Annotated in this window: 15 protein-coding genes and 3 tRNA genes; 11 read left to right on the forward strand and 7 right to left on the reverse strand. The window is 56.0% G+C overall.

Translation table 11 applies throughout. The features are described 5' to 3' along the window. The first annotated feature begins 62 nt into the window (after nucleotides 1-62). Nucleotides 63-737: a heavy metal response regulator transcription factor gene (locus tag ACSOSI_RS02840; protein WP_218217262.1), complete on the forward strand. Its 675-nt coding sequence runs from the start codon at nucleotides 63-65 to the stop codon at nucleotides 735-737. Beyond that, on the forward strand, nucleotides 734-2140 hold the full coding sequence (locus tag ACSOSI_RS02845) for a heavy metal sensor histidine kinase (protein WP_218217263.1): 1407 nt from the start codon (nucleotides 734-736) through the stop codon (nucleotides 2138-2140). Before ACSOSI_RS02840 ends, ACSOSI_RS02845 begins: the two co-directional genes overlap by 4 nt. Here ACSOSI_RS02845 and ACSOSI_RS02850 read toward each other — a convergent pair. After that, nucleotides 2124-2882, reverse strand: a complete 759-nt coding sequence (locus ACSOSI_RS02850; protein WP_368461052.1) for a FadR/GntR family transcriptional regulator — start codon at nucleotides 2880-2882, stop codon at nucleotides 2124-2126. The genes ACSOSI_RS02845 and ACSOSI_RS02850 overlap by 17 nt on opposite strands. A 235-nt stretch (nucleotides 2883-3117) precedes the next feature. On the opposite strand from ACSOSI_RS02850, the gene ACSOSI_RS02855 reads away from it, so the two are divergent. From ACSOSI_RS02855 to fucP, 7 genes are read left to right on the forward strand one after another with little or no spacing between them, the layout of a single operon-like run. Further along, nucleotides 3118-3858 (forward strand): SDR family oxidoreductase, encoded by a 741-nt coding sequence (locus ACSOSI_RS02855; RefSeq protein WP_368461053.1) that lies wholly within the window; start codon nucleotides 3118-3120, stop codon nucleotides 3856-3858. Nucleotides 3859-3891: 33 nt separating this feature from the next. Further along, nucleotides 3892-4737: a fumarylacetoacetate hydrolase family protein gene (locus tag ACSOSI_RS02860; RefSeq protein WP_476706527.1), complete on the forward strand. Its 846-nt coding sequence runs from the start codon at nucleotides 3892-3894 to the stop codon at nucleotides 4735-4737. A gap of 13 nt (nucleotides 4738-4750) precedes the next feature. Beyond that, on the forward strand, nucleotides 4751-6028 hold the full coding sequence (locus tag ACSOSI_RS02865; RefSeq protein WP_261138800.1) for an L-fuconate dehydratase: 1278 nt from the start codon (nucleotides 4751-4753) through the stop codon (nucleotides 6026-6028). Nucleotides 6029-6042: 14 nt separating this feature from the next. Beyond that, nucleotides 6043-6906, forward strand: a complete 864-nt coding sequence (locus ACSOSI_RS02870) for an amidohydrolase family protein (RefSeq protein WP_476706528.1) — start codon at nucleotides 6043-6045, stop codon at nucleotides 6904-6906. Further along, nucleotides 6884-7660 carry an L-fucose dehydrogenase gene (locus tag ACSOSI_RS02875; protein ID WP_259190161.1) on the forward strand — a complete coding sequence of 259 codons (777 nt, stop codon included), beginning with the start codon at nucleotides 6884-6886 and terminating at the stop codon, nucleotides 7658-7660. Before ACSOSI_RS02870 ends, ACSOSI_RS02875 begins: the two co-directional genes overlap by 23 nt. Beyond that, nucleotides 7657-8010 carry an L-rhamnose mutarotase gene (locus ACSOSI_RS02880; protein WP_261138805.1) on the forward strand — a complete coding sequence of 118 codons (354 nt, stop codon included), beginning with the start codon at nucleotides 7657-7659 and terminating at the stop codon, nucleotides 8008-8010. The genes ACSOSI_RS02875 and ACSOSI_RS02880 overlap by 4 nt, the downstream gene beginning before the upstream one ends. A gap of 23 nt (nucleotides 8011-8033) precedes the next feature. Then, nucleotides 8034-9263 carry an L-fucose:H+ symporter permease gene (fucP, locus tag ACSOSI_RS02885; protein ID WP_112363126.1) on the forward strand — a complete coding sequence of 410 codons (1230 nt, stop codon included), beginning with the start codon at nucleotides 8034-8036 and terminating at the stop codon, nucleotides 9261-9263. Nucleotides 9264-9280: 17 nt separating this feature from the next. On the opposite strand, the gene ACSOSI_RS02890 is transcribed toward fucP, so the two are convergent. Then, a complete protein-coding gene (locus ACSOSI_RS02890; RefSeq protein WP_476706529.1) occupies nucleotides 9281-10354 on the reverse strand; it encodes a GGDEF domain-containing protein in 1074 nt (357 codons plus the stop codon). Nucleotides 10355-10617: 263 nt separating this feature from the next. Between ACSOSI_RS02890 and ACSOSI_RS02895 the strand changes: the two genes are divergently transcribed. After that, complete coding sequence (locus ACSOSI_RS02895; RefSeq protein ID WP_012005099.1) at nucleotides 10618-10902, forward strand: DUF1435 family protein; 285 nt, start codon at nucleotides 10618-10620, stop codon at nucleotides 10900-10902. A gap of 85 nt (nucleotides 10903-10987) precedes the next feature. Here the strand turns inward: ACSOSI_RS02895 and ACSOSI_RS02900 are convergent. From ACSOSI_RS02900 to ACSOSI_RS02915, 4 genes are all read right to left on the reverse strand, one after another. Beyond that, nucleotides 10988-11074 (reverse strand) — tRNA-Leu (locus ACSOSI_RS02900). Between the two features lie 43 nt (nucleotides 11075-11117). Beyond that, nucleotides 11118-11204 (reverse strand) — tRNA-Leu (locus ACSOSI_RS02905). A 34-nt stretch (nucleotides 11205-11238) separates the two neighbouring features. Continuing rightward, nucleotides 11239-11325, reverse strand: a tRNA-Leu gene (locus tag ACSOSI_RS02910). 72 nt (nucleotides 11326-11397) lie between these two features. Beyond that, the gene (locus tag ACSOSI_RS02915) at nucleotides 11398-12342 is read right to left on the reverse strand and encodes a LysR family transcriptional regulator (RefSeq protein ID WP_012005100.1); all 945 of its coding nucleotides are present in this window, start codon (nucleotides 12340-12342) and stop codon (nucleotides 11398-11400) included. 130 nt (nucleotides 12343-12472) lie between these two features. Between ACSOSI_RS02915 and ACSOSI_RS02920 the strand changes: the two genes are divergently transcribed. Continuing rightward, a complete protein-coding gene (locus tag ACSOSI_RS02920; protein ID WP_476706530.1) occupies nucleotides 12473-13465 on the forward strand; it encodes an aldo/keto reductase in 993 nt (330 codons plus the stop codon). A 60-nt stretch (nucleotides 13466-13525) separates the two neighbouring features. Here ACSOSI_RS02920 and rsmC read toward each other — a convergent pair whose 3' ends face one another. After that, entirely contained in the window at nucleotides 13526-14569 is a 1044-nt protein-coding gene (gene rsmC / locus ACSOSI_RS02925; RefSeq protein WP_012005102.1) for a 16S rRNA (guanine(1207)-N(2))-methyltransferase RsmC, read from the reverse strand. Between the last annotated feature and the right edge of the window lie 71 nt (nucleotides 14570-14640).

Raw genomic sequence — 14640 nt, forward strand, 5'->3', positions numbered from 1 at the left:
TGTAATATTAATTTTTTCATATCCGCTTTAGACTTTAATTAATCACGGCTCAAGGAGGATCTATGCGTATTTTGATTGTTGAGGACGAAATTAAAGCAGCCGATTATCTTAAAAAAGGGCTTGAAGAATCAGGCTATAAAGTTGAGGTTGCTTATAATGGCGTGGATGGCCTGCATCTGGCCCAGAACGACCATTTCGATTTATTGATATTGGATGTCATGCTGCCAGGTTTGGATGGCTGGAGCTTTATTCGAAAATATCGGGAAAAATATCAGACAACCGTGCTGTTTCTTACCGCCAGAGATGCCGTAGAGGATCGGGTTAAAGGGTTGAATCTGGGCGCCGATGACTATTTGGTTAAACCCTTTTCCTATGCCGAACTTCTGGCGCGCGTGCGCACGTTATTGCGCCGAACGCCGATACGTGAACCTGATATTTTTCGCCTGGCCGATCTCGAGCTTGATGTGCTGAAACGGCGTATATCGCGGAAAGGCCAACGGATCGACTTGACCAACAAAGAGTTCGCCTTACTCCACCTTTTGGTGCGGCATCAGGGAGAGGTGATGTCACGTACCTATATTGCCTCTCAGGTCTGGGATATGAATTTCGACAGCGATACTAATGTCGTGGATGTCGCTATTCGCCGGCTTCGCGCTAAATTGGACGATCACCATGAGCTGAAACTTATTCAAACCGTACGCGGGATGGGTTACCGAATTGACGAAGCTGACCTATGAGTCATTTCAAAACGATGAGCCTGCGGTTGCGTTTGGCGCTGATGTTTTCGGCCGCCAGTGCGGTGCTTTTGGCCGTGATGGGAATTTATGTTTATAGCGCATTAAATAAGGAAATAGCATACAGGGATGATATTGCCTTATTAGGCCGCATTGAACAGATGAAGGTGTTAATTAGCAGTTACGAGAATATTGATGATCTACGTAGACAACCGCAACTTTATGCAAATATGCTAGGGAATAAAGAAAATATTTTATGGGTTATCAATGAACGTGGGGACACGCTTATTGAAATTAACCCAACCCATATAGTGTTGCCCCCTTTACCGAATGGCACCGCGCCCCTGTTGTTTGATCACCATGGCAATCAAGCCGCCAGATTAGCGGGCATGAGTATGGAATATCGCCAGGGAACCTTAACGCTCATCGCCGGAAAACTGTTGGCGGAACGCCGACAAATGATGGCGGCCTATCGGGTTAACATCGGTTTTGCCTGGTTGGTCGGCGTGTATATGGCGTTTATTCTGGGCTGGGTGGTTGTGCGCCGTGGCCTGATGCCTTTGAAGCAATTGAGCCAGCATGCGTCTTCCATTGTGCCGAGGAATCTCAATATTCGACTCGATCAAGAGCGGCAACCTCATGAACTGCAAGACCTGACCAAAGCCTTGAATCTGATGCTGGAGCGCCTCGACGAGGGCTATACGCGGTTGTCGCGTTTTTCTGAGGACCTGGCGCATGAAATGCGCACCCCGCTGAATAACCTGATGATTCAAAACCAATTGGCGCTGAACCTCCCTCGTGACGCGCAGCACTATGAAAATCTACTGGTTTCGAAACAAGAGGAATACGAGCGGTTGAACCGGATGATTGAGAACATGTTGTTTATCGCTCGCGCTGAAAAAACCGAATCTATCCTGTGCTTGCAGCCCGTCCTCCTGGCTGAAATGGCAGAGCAACTTGGGGAATATTTTGAAGGGATGGCGGAGGAGCGAAACATCCGTATTCAAAGCCATATGCAGGATATCCTCATTGCCGACAGTGCCCTGCTGCGCCGTGCTTTAGCCAACTTATTGGCGAATGCCTTGCGCTATGGGGCGGCAAATTCCGTAGTGACCCTAAGTAGCCATGTTCATGCACAGGGGATGAATATTGAGGTGGCAAATAAGGGAGAGGCCATCGCTCCTGAGCATTTGTTACACCTGTTTGAACGTTTCTACCGCTGTGATGCTTCCCGTTCCCAGCCCGGCGACTCCGGGGGACTGGGATTAGCCATCGTCCAGTCCATTATGCAGATGCATAATGGACAGATTACCGTTGAGAGTTCCCTGCAAGGGACCACATTTACTCTGCAATTCCCCTTTCTCGTGGCTACCTCCCGGCCCGAAAAACCTACTGTGCGCGAGTGAAAATGGCGATCACTTCGTCCAGATGGGCTTTCATCGCCTTACGCGCACCACGCACGTCACGGGCTTCAATCGCCGCCAGAATAGCCCGGTGTTCCTGTTCGGAACGGTGTGGCATATCGTCCGGCGTATAGTGGCGCTGCAGCACGCGGAACATGCTGCCGTAGCGGTGGCCTAGAAGGTGACCGATGACAAACGCGTAGGCCGGGTTGCCGCTGGCCTGAGCGATACGGATATGGAATAGCCGATCGCCGGGATGGGTAGCCGAACCCGCGCGGTTATCGCGACAGTTTTGCTCGTAGGCATCGCGGATGCCTGCCAGCTCCTGATCGGTAGCGTGGCGCGCGGCCAGCGCGGCGGTTTCCGGTTCGATCAACAGGCGGGTTTGCAGCAGTGAGAACGGCGGCAGCTCGGCGTTAAAATCCAGCTCGATATTCAGCTCATCATCAATTTCCGCCCACTGATCGCGCCCCGCCTGCGCCATTACCGGTTCCTGCGAAGTCATCACCGGCGTTTGCGCCCGGACGATCACCCCGTTGCCGACTTTGACATCCACCAGACCAATCACTTCGAGCGCGATCAGCGCCTCACGCACAGAGGCGCGGCTGACCTGTAGCTGCTGGGCCAGATCCCGCTCGGACGGCAGGCGGCTGCCCGGAGGAAATTCATTATTATCGATGAGCCGCTTCAATTGGTCGGCTATCTGTCTGTAAATACGTGGGTTTTCCAGTCGTGTGATCGGCATTTTTGACCTTAGGCTGTTCGATGTTAAGTGATGTTGCGCACAAATATGGCTCAAGCCGCTTGAGTAATGGTTAATCAGGTGTAAAAAATTGGTTAAACGAAAAGCTGTTTTGCCTGTGTCTCATAACATTCTCACCAAACCATAACGCGTAAAGCGTCTTTTGTCATGTTAAAGGCCTGACCTTTAACCGCCTTTAATGGCCTGACCATTAGGCCTTTAGGCCAAGGGAGCGAAAATGAATTTAAGTGGAAAACGCGTGCTGATCACCGCCGCCGGACAGGGGATTGGTTTCAGCACCGCCAGATTGTTTGCTGATGCGGGTGCCGAGGTGATCGCCACCGATATCAACACCGAACAACTGCAGGGACTGCCCGGTATTCAGCCAATGACGCTGAACGTGACCGATCCTGCGGCGATCGCCGCGGTGGCGGAAACCCTGGGGCCGATCGATGTGCTGTTCAACTGTGCCGGCGTGGTGCACAGCGGTTCGATCCTCGAGTGCAGCGAGGAGCAGTGGGCGTTCGCCCTCGATCTGAATGTGACGGCGATGTTCCGCATGATCCGTGCCTTCCTGCCCGGCATGCTGGCACGCAAAAACGGCTCGATTATCAATATGTCGTCGGTCGCCTCCAGCGTGAAGGGGGTGCCGAACCGCTTCGCTTACAGCGCCACCAAGGCGGCGGTGATCGGCCTGACGCGGTCGGTAGCGGCGGATTACGTCACTCAGGGCATTCGTTGCAACGCCATTTGCCCCGGCACGGTGGAATCGCCGTCGCTGCGCCAGCGCATCGCCGAGCAGGCCCGTGAGCAGGGACGCAGCGAAGAAGAGGTGTATCAGGCGTTTGTTGCCCGCCAGCCGATTGGCCGTATCGGTACCACCGGCGAGATTGCCCAGTTGGCGCTGTATCTGGCGTCCGACGCCAGTTCCTATACCACAGGTACGGTGCAGATTATCGACGGCGGCTGGAGCAACTGAGGCCTGTCCATCTACTTTCTTAGTGAGGATTGCATGAAACTTTTACGTTATGGCGCACCGGGGCAGGAACGTCCGGGGATATTGGACAATCAGGGTCAGATCCGTGACCTCTCACAGCACATCGCCGATCTGAGTGGTGAAGCACTGCTGCCCGCCGCGTTGGACCAACTGCGCGCGCTGGACATCAACCAACTGCCGAAGGTGGCTGGACAGCCGCGTTTGGGGCCGTGCGTGGGCCACATCGGCAAGTTTATCTGTATTGGTCTCAATTACGCCGACCATGCGGCGGAAACCGGCGCGGCTATCCCCTCTGAGCCAGTGGTGTTCAACAAGTGGACCAGCGCGGTGGTGGGGCCGAACGACGAGGTGCAGATCCCGCGTGACTCGCTCAAGACCGACTGGGAGGTGGAGCTGGGGGTGATCATTGGTCAGGGTGGGCGCTATATCAGCGAGCAGGACGCGATGCTGCACGTCGCCGGCTACTGCGTGATTAACGACGTCTCGGAGCGTGAATTCCAAATCGAACGCGGCGGTACCTGGGACAAGGGCAAGGGGTGCGACACCTTTGGGCCCACCGGCCCTTGGCTGGTGACTGCCGATGAAATTGCCGATCCCCATAGCCTGAATCTGTGGCTGGAAGTGGACGGCAAACGCTATCAGGACGGCAATACCAGCACCATGATCTTCCGCATTCCACAAATTATCAGTTATTTGAGCCGCTTTATGAGTCTGCAACCGGGTGATGTGATCTCCACCGGCACGCCGCCGGGCGTCGGCATGGGGCAAAAGCCAACGCCGGTCTACCTGAAGGCCGGGCAGACGATGCGCCTGGGGATTGAGGGATTGGGTGAACAGTGTCAAACAACCGTACAAGCCTGATGGGGAGCATGCCATGACCACAATTACCGCACTGCGGGTTGAAGATATTCGTTTCCCCACCTCGCTGGCGCTGGACGGATCCGACGCGATGAATCCGGATCCGGACTATTCCGCCGCCTACGTGATCCTGGAGACCGATCGTGACGATCTGACCGGCCACGGGCTGACCTTTACCATCGGCCGCGGCAATGAGATCTGCTGTGCGGCGATCCGCGCGCTGGAGCATCAGGTCGTCGGGGTCTCGTTGGAAGAGATCGCCGCCGATATGGGCGCCTTCTGGCGACGTTTTACCGGTGACAGCCAGTTGCGCTGGATCGGCCCGGACAAGGGCGCGATCCACCTGGCGACCGGGGCGGTGATCAACGCGGTTTGGGATCTGTGGGCCAAGGCCGAGGGTAAACCGGTGTGGCGACTGGTGGCAGAGATGACGCCAGAGGAACTGGTGCGCTGCATCGATTTTCGCTACATCACTGACTGCATTACGCCGCAGGAAGCGCTTACCTTGCTCAGGCAGCGGGCGCACGGCAAGGAGCAGCGCCTGGAGCGGCTGCTGCAGGACGGGTATCCCTGCTACACCACTTCCGCCGGTTGGCTGGGTTACCCGGACGATAAGCTGCGCCGGTTGTGCCAGGAAGCGGTCGATGCCGGTTTCTCCTACCTGAAGCTGAAGGTCGGGCGCGATCTGGAAGATGATATTCGCCGGGTGCGTATCGCCCGCGAGGTGATCGGCCCCGATCGTCAACTGATGATCGACGCCAACCAGGTTTGGGAAGTCAACGACGCCATTCCCTGGGTGAAGCATCTGGCGTTCGCCAAACCCTGGTTTATCGAAGAACCGACCAGTCCGGACGACGTGGAAGGGCACCGTCGTATCCGCGAAGGGGTGCATCCGGTCAAGGTGGCCACCGGCGAGATGTGCCAAAACCGCATCCTGTTCAAGCAGTTCATTATGCGCGAAGCGATTGACGTGGTGCAGATCGACGCCTGTCGCCTGGGGGGCGTTAATGAAGTGCTGGCGGTGATGCTAATGGCGGCCAAATACAACCTGCCGGTGTGCCCGCATGCCGGTGGCGTGGGACTGTGCGAATACGTTCAACATCTGTCGATGATCGACTACCTGTGCATTGCCGGCACCCACGACGGCCGGGTGATCGAGTACGTCGATCATCTGCATGAACATTTTGTCCATCCCTGTGAGGTCAAGGGGGCGGCCTATATGCCACCGCTCAATCCCGGATATTCGATCGAGATGCATGCGGCGTCGCTCGAACAGTACCGGTTCCGCGGTTGAACGGGAAACAAACCATGCTGCGCATCGATGCTCACCAACATTACTGGCATTACCAGCCGCAACGCTATCCGTGGATCAGCGAGCAGATGGCGGTGTTGCAACAGGATTTTGGCCCAAAGCAGCTCGAACCCCTGCTGCAACACCACGGTTTTGACGGTGCGCTGGTGGTACAGGCACGGCAGTACGAGCAGGAAACCCAAACGCTGCTGGCGCAGGTGCAGCAGAGCCGCGGTGTGTGCGGGGTGGTGGGCTGGCTGGACATCACCGCGCCGCAGCTGCCGCAGCGGCTGGAGGCATGGCGGCAGCAGCCGCTGCTGCGCGGGTGGCGTCATCTGGTACAAGACGAGCCGCAGCCGGATGCCTGGCTGGCGCTGCCGGAAGTGCGGCGCGGTATGCAGGCGTTACAGCGGCATGGTTACGTCTACGACATTCTGGTTACTCACCGGCATTTGTCGGCGGCGGCGCAGTTTGCCGCCGAACATGACGATTACTGGCTGGTGCTGGACCATCTTGGTAAACCGGATATCGCTCAGGGTGCAGAACATTGGGCACAGCAAATCAAACCGCTGGCGGCGTTGCCGCACGTGGTCTGCAAGCTTTCCGGGTTAATCACCGAAGCCCCCGGTGGGCATTGGCAGGCCTCACAGCTACTGCCGTTTTTTGAGGCGGCGCTGGAGGCGTTCGGCCCGCAACGGCTGATGTTCGGGTCCGACTGGCCGGTGTGCCTGCTGGCGGGTGATTACGGCCAGGTTTATCAACTGAATGAGCAGGCGATCGCCACGCTGAGTCCTTCGCAGCAGGCGGAGATTTGGGGTGGCACGGCATGCCGAATTTATGGGTTAACGGAGTCTGGTTATGGATCTGTATCTGAAAGATAAGGTGGTGATGGTTACCGGTGGCGGCTCCGGCATCGGTGCGGCGGTTTCCCAACTGCTGGCTGAAGAAGGGGCAATCCCGGTGATTGTCACTAACGCCATGCCTGAGGCCGAGTTTCTGGCGCAGCTGCGTCGCTTGCAGCCACGGAGCACGGTAATCATCACCGATTTGTGTGAAGAACAGCAGTGTCGGCGGGCGGTGGCGCAAACGCAGGAAACCTTCGGCCGTATCGATGCATTGGTGAATAACGCCGGCGTTAACGATGGGGTAGGGCTGGAGGCCGGGCGTGAAGCCTTTGTCGGATCGCTGGAGAAAAACCTGATTCATTACTACCTGATGGCGCACCTGTGCCAGTCGGCGTTGCAAAGCAGCAAAGGGGCGATCGTCAATATCGCCTCCAAGACCGCACTCAGCGGGCAGGGAGGCACCAGTGGCTATACCGCCGCCAAGGGCGCGGTGCTGGCATTGACACGCGAGTGGGCGGTGTCGCTGCGCCATGAAGGCGTGCGGGTGAATGCGGTGGTACCGGCGGAGGTGATCACGCCGCAGTACCAACGCTGGATCAATACCTTCGAGCAGCCGGAGCAGCAGCTCGAGAAAATTACCGCGCGTATTCCTTTCGAACAGCGGATGACCACACCGCAGGAGATCGCCAACACCGTGGTGTTTCTGATCTCATCGCGTTCGTCGCACACCACCGGCCAATGGCTGTCGGTGGACGGCGGGTATCTGCATCTTGACCGGGCTATCACATGAGTGGCGTGACGGGGCAGCGCTTCTGTCAGGCGCTCGATCTGGTCGACTCACCGGCGTTGATCGAGGAATACCTGGCCTATCACCAACGCATCTGGCCAGAAATTGCCACTCATCTGCGTGAGCACGGCATCCTGGATATGGAGATTTATCGGCTGGGTACCCGGCTGTTCATGATTGTTGAAGTCAGTAGCGGATTCGATGCCGAGCGGTTTGACGCCGCCGGTTTGAGCAATCCCCACGTGCAGCGCTGGGAAGCCCTGATGTGGCACTACCAGGTGGCCACCCCCTGGACGCCGCAAGGCGAAAAATGGGTGGTGATGGAGCGGATATTCTCTTTGAAACAACAATAACTTACCCTACCGAGGATATATCAATGCTTGCTGAAAAAACTGCTGCCCCACCTCAGGTGGGCGCCAAGGCGACGGCCAATCTGCGCTGGGCTTTTATCTTGGTGACCAGCCTGTTCTTTATGTGGGGGCTGTCATATGGCCTGCTGGACGTATTAAATAAGCACTTTCAGGAAACGCTGCACGTGACCAAGGCGCAGTCGGGATTATTACAGGCGGCATATTTTGGCGCCTACTTCCTGGTGGCGCTGCCCGCCGGCTATTTTATGGATAAAAAAGGCTACAAAGCCGGCATTCTGATCGGACTGTGTCTGTATGCGCTCGGGGCATTGCTGTTTGTACCGGCGGCCTCCGCCAACAGTTTTGGCATGTTCCTGTTTGCGCTGTTTGTGATTGCCTGCGGGCTGGGTTGCCTGGAAACCGCCGCCAATCCTTACGCCACGGTATTGGGGGACGCAAAGGGGGCCGAACGGCGGCTGAACCTGTCCCAGTCGTTTAATGGGTTAGGACAGTTTATCGGCCCGATGATCGGCGGCACGCTGTTTTTCTCCGCCACCCAGGGGGCAGGCAGCGGTGACCAGAGCGCGGTGAAGATGACCTATGTGGCGATCGCCGTGTTGGTACTGCTGATTGCCTTTTTGTTCAGCCGCACCCGGTTGCCGGACATCCGCGAGGAAGAGCAGCCGGAGCATGGTGAAATCGCCCAGGGGTTGTGGCAGCACAAGCACTTTGTTGGTGGGGTGATCACCCAGTTCTTCTACGTGGCGGCACAGGTCGGTGTTGGTGCGTTCTTTATTAACTACGCCACCGAACACTGGAGCGACGTTTCCAACCAAAGCGCGTCCTATTTGCTCTCCATCGCCATGATTTGCTTTATGGTCGGGCGCTTCTTCAGCACCTGGCTGATGGGCAGGGTCAAACCGGCCACGCTGTTGATGGTTTACTCGTTGGTCAACATTGTGCTGTGCGGTGTCGTCATGCTCAGTATGGATGGCATCTCGGTGGTGGCGCTGATCGCCGTATTCTTCTTTATGTCGATTATGTTCCCGACCATTTTCGCCCTGGGGGTGAAAAACATGGGCAAACACACCAAGCGCGCCAGCTCCTTTATGATCATGGCGATCGTTGGCGGTGCCATCATGCCTTACTTTATGGGGGCGCTGGCGGACAGGTATAGCACGGCGTTGTCGTATTGCCTGCCGCTGCTGTGCTTCGCCGTGGTGTTTGCTTACGGCCTGCAGCAGCGCCGCCGCTAAGCTCACTGCCCGCCGGCTCACACGGCGGCGGGTTGAACGTTTTGCGCCAGCTGAATATTATTGCGGCCGTTGTTTTTCGCCTGATATAACGCGGCGTCGGCCGCCCGGATCGCCGAGGCCACATCCAGCTTGTCCAACGCGGAGATCCCGGCACTGAGCGTGACCGTGGTGGTTTCAAACTGGTTAAAGCGTTGGGGGATTTTGAGTTCCTGCACCCGCTGGCGCACCCGTTCAGCCACTTGGGTGGCGTAATCCTCATTCACATTGGTCAACAGCACCAAAAACTCCTCTCCACCGTAACGCACCACGATATCGCGTGAACGTACCGAATCGCGGATGGCGATGGCGACCTGCACCAGCGCCTGGTCACCCATGGTATGACCATAATTATCGTTATAAGCCTTGAAGTGATCGATATCGAGCAGCAGCACGAAATGGCAGTCTGACGCGGCCGCCGGCAACATATTGATTTTATTCTCCAGACCACGACGGTTATAGAGCCCGGTTAAGGGATCGATCATGCTTAAATTGCTGAACCTGTCCCGTTCGTTATACAGATTCGCCACCAGGGTTTGGGTAAAGTGTTCGCTGCGTTTAAGCATCAGGTGATGGATAGAGAACGCGATAATCGGCAATACCGTGGTGAATACTATCCGCATGGTATTGTGCATGCCGTCCAGTAATAGAATGACTAATGCGGATGGAACGGCGTGCAGGCAGAAGGCGATAAAATTATCGGTTAAGGCAATGGCGCTGATAAAAAACATACTGAACAGGCTAATTAATAGAAAACTTTGGTTGTTCGGCGCACAGTGCTGACTTTTAAGGTAAATATGTGCCGCCCACAGCAGACCCAGGACGCAGGAAAATAGATTCAGTTTTTTGACGTATAACCGCGGAGACTGCAGGGTAAATAAAAATGCCGCCAGACAAAATAGCGGTATACCTAATAAAGGCAGGGTAAAAGCGGGTTTGTTTTGAAACGGGACTAATAATGTAAATACGGAAGAGGCCGCGTTCATCAATAAAAATAAAAATAATGATAAGCGGTGTTTGCTGTTCAGCAGTTCCTGATAAGAACGCGCGTTCATGCGGAATTCACTCTTTACAATATCGATCTGTCGAAAAGGTAAGGTTGCGAAAAATTCTGTCGGTGGGAATTAAACACTCGCATTGTATGGTTGTAGATTGTGATTATTAACATGCGAATTAGACTAGGAATTTTCTTATGGCAAATTATCATTTTTCAACCGTTATGTCATCCGCGTTTGACCGTCGCGGCGAAAATGATGCGCAGTGAAAAAAAGTGGTATATGATATTGGTTCTCATTATCACTTGAAGGGTAGGGTTATCATGATTGCCGCCATGATTACCGCGTGTGGGCTGTGGGGCGTCAGTTGGTGCCTGGGTAGCCGTCTGGCCAGCGCCTGGGGCGTTTTGCTGCCCTGCGCCTTGTTGCCGTTACTGGCATTGATCAACCTGGATATGATGCAATTGCGCACGCTGATTGTGATTGCCATGTTGGCCACCCTGGTGATGCTGTTCAATAGCCGTTGGCGACACTACCTGCTGCTGCCTTCCTGCATGGCGCTGGCCGGTGGACTGGCGGCGATCGGTCTGAACTTCAATCTGGGCTGAAAACGCAAAAACCACGCTTTCGCGTGTTCATCATCGTTTCAATTGGGGATTGCTTTGGGGGGTATTACCGGAGAGAGTTATCGATTGGTGCGAAGAGAGGGACTTGAACCCTCACGTCCGTAAGAACACTAACACCTGAAGCTAGCGCGTCTACCAATTCCGCCACCTTCGCACAGCCGATATCTTTATTTTGCTTTCGATTTATATCACCAGCTTGGTGCGAAGAGAGGGACTTGAACCCTCACGTCCGTAAGAACACTAACACCTGAAGCTAGCGCGTCTACCAATTCCGCCACCTTCGCATTGATGCTGTGCAATATAAATCATGTGGTTATTTGGTGCGAAGAGAGGGACTTGAACCCTCACGTCCGTAAGGACACTAACACCTGAAGCTAGCGCGTCTACCAATTCCGCCACCTTCGCATTCCAAGAAACATTACCGGAGTAACGTACCACGGAGGCGAATTCTAGAGATTTTGGCGGGGACGTCAATAGTTATTTCCCCTGTTTGCGGGTGTTTGCTGGAAAAACGTCCGTTTTGGGCTGTTGATACTGTTCAAACAGCCAAATCAGCCAGTCAATCAATACCCTGACCCGCGGTGCAAGGAAACGGCCGGGGGGATACATGATGTAAATGGGCATCGGCGGCGGCGGGGTTTCCGCCAATACTTCGACTAATTCCCCTTTCTGCAGCCAGGGCGCCAGCGAGTAATGCGCCGCCTGTATCAGCCCCATGCCGGCGCGACAGCCGCTGGTGTAAGCATCGGCACCGCTGACGCTCAGCCTGGCGGGCAATTCGCGCAACTCCACTTTACCGTTGCGGCAAAACTCCAGCGGGTAATTACGGTTACTGGCGAGGGAAAAATAGCCCACCGCCTGATGCTGCTGCAATTGGTCAATCGACTGGGGGACACCGAACGCGGCCAGATAGCCGGGAGAAGCACAGGTCAACTGTGGCAGCATGGCGATGCGTCGTGCCACCAGGCTGTCATCTTCGGTTTCCCAGGCGCGCAGCACGCAATCCACCCCCTCGCGCAGCAGATCAACATGAGTATCGTTGGCGCCCAACGCCAGAGTCAGGTCCGGATAGCGTTGGTAAAAGTCATCCAGAGCGGGGATCACGATTTCACGCGCCAGCGAATGGGGCATATCAATGCGTACCTTGCCGGAAGGCTGCAGCTTATGGTGACTGAACAGCGTGTCTGCTTCTTCCAGTGCCCCCAGCAACTGCACGCAGCGCTGGTAATACAGCGTGCCTTCGCTGGTCACCTGCACCTGGCGGGTGGTGCGGATCAGTAAGCGGACGCCGAGGCGCTGCTCAAGCCGTTTGAGGGCATTGCTGACCGTGGCACGAGGTAACTGCAAACGCTCGGCTGCCCGGCTGAAACTGCCCAGTTCGACGATGCGGGTGAAAATGCGCATGGCCTGGATCTGATCCATTTTGCCGCTCCGTATTGTTAGCGATTTTTGAACAGTGATGTGTAATCCGCATTATTTATCTTTTCAGGGTAAACAACCAGACTCTGTTGTACCAGCACTCCGCTGATGAAAACCGCATGAGGGCAACACAATGCAACAACGTCAATTAGGTCCCAATGGCCCGACCGTTTCTGCCCTGGGGCTGGGCTGCATGGGGATGAGTGATTTCTATTCGACCGCGCAGGACGAAAAAGAGGCCATCGCCACACTGCACCGGGCATTGGAACTGGGGGTCACCCTGCTCGACACCGCCGACATGTACGGCCCGCACACCAACGAACGGTTGATTGGTAAAGCGATCAAGGGCAAACGGCAGCAGGTCTTCCTGGCCACCAAATTTGGCATCCTGCGCGATCCGGCCGATCCCGACGCCCGGGGCGTCAGCAGTCGGCCGGAATATATCCGTCGTTCGGTAGAAGGCAGCCTGCAGCGGCTTGGGGTTGAGGTGATAGATCTTTATTACCAGCATCGCGTGGATCCAGAAGTGCCGATCGAAGAGGTAGTTGGCACCATGGCGGACCTGATTAGCGAAGGTAAAATCCGCTACATCGGGTTGAGCGAGGCTTCGGTCGCTACGCTGGAGCGTGCGCACAAGGTGCATCCGATAACCGCGTTGCAGACCGAGTATTCACTGTGGACGCGTGATGCCGAGCAAGGGGTATTGGCGGCCTGTGAGCGTCTGGGCATCGGCTTTGTTCCTTACAGCCCGTTAGGGAGAGGTTTTCTGACCGGAGCTATTCAACGGCCGGAAGATCTGGATGCCGACGACTTCCGCCGCAGCAACCCGCGTTTCCAGGGGGAAAACTTTGCCCGCAATCTGGCGCTGGTGGAGAAAGTGAGCGAATTGGCCAAACAGAAAGGCGTAGCACCTTCACAGCTGGCATTGGCGTGGGTATTGGCGCAGGGCGAGCATATTGTGCCGATCCCGGGGACCAAGCGCCGTCGTTATCTGGAAGAGAACATTGCGGCGGTCGAACTGACGCTGAGCCAGGCGGAACTGGCGGCGATTGAGGCGGTGTTTCCGTTGCAGGCGGCGGCAGGCGAACGCTATGGCGCAGAGTCGATGACCTATATCAACGGATAAAAAAAGGGCGCGGCGTGTGAACGCTGCGCCCTGATCCCCGCTATTTGCGGGCGGCGTTACTTATTTCTTCTTCTTGGCATCGCGTGGTGCACGGGCAACGGTTGCCTGGTACACCTTGAAGCGGCCGTTTTGCGCCAGCACTTCATGGCTGCCGAAGGTGGCGTCCAGAATGTCCGGGTACGGCAGGAAGGCGTTGGCCACGATGCGCAGTTTACCGCCGACGCCTAAGTGCTTCAACGCTCCGCGGATCAGGGTTTCCGCCGCCGTCAGGCTGGTTTGCAGCCCATCATGGAACGGTGGGTTGGAGATGATCAGATCGAAACGGCCGGTAATGTCGGAATAGACGTTACTGACAATCACTTCACCTTCAATGCCGTTAGCGGCCAGCGTTGCGCGGCTGGACTCAATGGCTGCGGCGTTGACATCGCTGAGGGTCAGCTTCATTTTTGGCGACAGTTTGGACAGCACCGAGGCCATCACACCGGCACCACAACCCACGTCCAGCACTTTGCCTTTCATGTGTTTATCCAGCGTTGACAGCAGCAGTGAGCTACCGACATCCAGTCCGTCGCGGCTGAACACGCCCGGCAGGGTTTTCACTTCCAGATCGTGCAACTGATAGCTTTCCCACCAGTCTTCCAGGTTGAATTCGGTCTGGGTGTCCAGGCGACCGTGATACAGGCCACAGCGGCGGGCGCTGTCGATTTTCACCAGCGTGGCGTAGTCTTCCACCATCTGATCGGCGCTGCGCACGCCGCTGCGGTTCTCACCGACCACGAACACGTCAGTGCCTACCGGCAGCAGTGCCAGAATGTTGCACAGCTGGAATTGCGCTTCCTGTTTGCTCTTCGGCCAGTAGTAGATCAGCGTGTCGCACTCGGCGACGAACGCAGCGTCTACGGTCAGGCCGTACTGCACGTTGTCACCCATCGCCCGGTTCAGTAACTGCCAGTGATGGTATTGCTGGGTATGGACACGCACATCCGCGGCCTCAAATTGGGCCGGCAGGGCGTCCTGCAGGTCACCGGCGAACAGAACGCGGCGTTCGATAAACTCATCACTGTGGCGCAGCATGACTTCACTGGCGGGGGTTAATGCAGACATCAGGTTTTGGCTCCTAGAAATTAGACCGGGGATTATAGAGCTTTGTGGCGATATGTTCGACGGGTTTGTTG

It is taken from the genome of Serratia sp. AR11, assembly GCF_056376275.1.

Bases quoted from the DNA above. Each gene is read 5' to 3' on its own strand.
- ACSOSI_RS02895 (WP_012005099.1), top strand. From the start codon at position 10,618: ATGATTGCCGCCATGATTACCGCGTGTGGGCTGTGGGGCGTCAGTTGG.
- ACSOSI_RS02890 (WP_476706529.1), bottom strand. From the start codon at position 10,354: ATGAACGCGCGTTCTTATCAGGAACTGCTGAACAGCAAACACCGCTTA.
- fucP (WP_112363126.1), top strand. From the start codon at position 8,034: ATGCTTGCTGAAAAAACTGCTGCCCCACCTCAGGTGGGCGCCAAGGCG.
- ACSOSI_RS02850 (WP_368461052.1), bottom strand. From the start codon at position 2,882: ATGCCGATCACACGACTGGAAAACCCACGTATTTACAGACAGATAGCC.
- ACSOSI_RS02840 (WP_218217262.1), top strand. From the start codon at position 63: ATGCGTATTTTGATTGTTGAGGACGAAATTAAAGCAGCCGATTATCTT.
- ACSOSI_RS02870 (WP_476706528.1), top strand. From the start codon at position 6,043: ATGCTGCGCATCGATGCTCACCAACATTACTGGCATTACCAGCCGCAA.
- ACSOSI_RS02855 (WP_368461053.1), top strand. From the start codon at position 3,118: ATGAATTTAAGTGGAAAACGCGTGCTGATCACCGCCGCCGGACAGGGG.
- ACSOSI_RS02875 (WP_259190161.1), top strand. From the start codon at position 6,884: ATGGATCTGTATCTGAAAGATAAGGTGGTGATGGTTACCGGTGGCGGC.
- ACSOSI_RS02860 (WP_476706527.1), top strand. From the start codon at position 3,892: ATGAAACTTTTACGTTATGGCGCACCGGGGCAGGAACGTCCGGGGATA.
- ACSOSI_RS02845 (WP_218217263.1), top strand. From the start codon at position 734: ATGAGTCATTTCAAAACGATGAGCCTGCGGTTGCGTTTGGCGCTGATG.
- ACSOSI_RS02915 (WP_012005100.1), bottom strand. From the start codon at position 12,342: ATGGATCAGATCCAGGCCATGCGCATTTTCACCCGCATCGTCGAACTG.
- rsmC (WP_012005102.1), bottom strand. From the start codon at position 14,569: ATGTCTGCATTAACCCCCGCCAGTGAAGTCATGCTGCGCCACAGTGAT.
- ACSOSI_RS02920 (WP_476706530.1), top strand. From the start codon at position 12,473: ATGCAACAACGTCAATTAGGTCCCAATGGCCCGACCGTTTCTGCCCTG.
- ACSOSI_RS02880 (WP_261138805.1), top strand. From the start codon at position 7,657: ATGAGTGGCGTGACGGGGCAGCGCTTCTGTCAGGCGCTCGATCTGGTC.
- ACSOSI_RS02865 (WP_261138800.1), top strand. From the start codon at position 4,751: ATGACCACAATTACCGCACTGCGGGTTGAAGATATTCGTTTCCCCACC.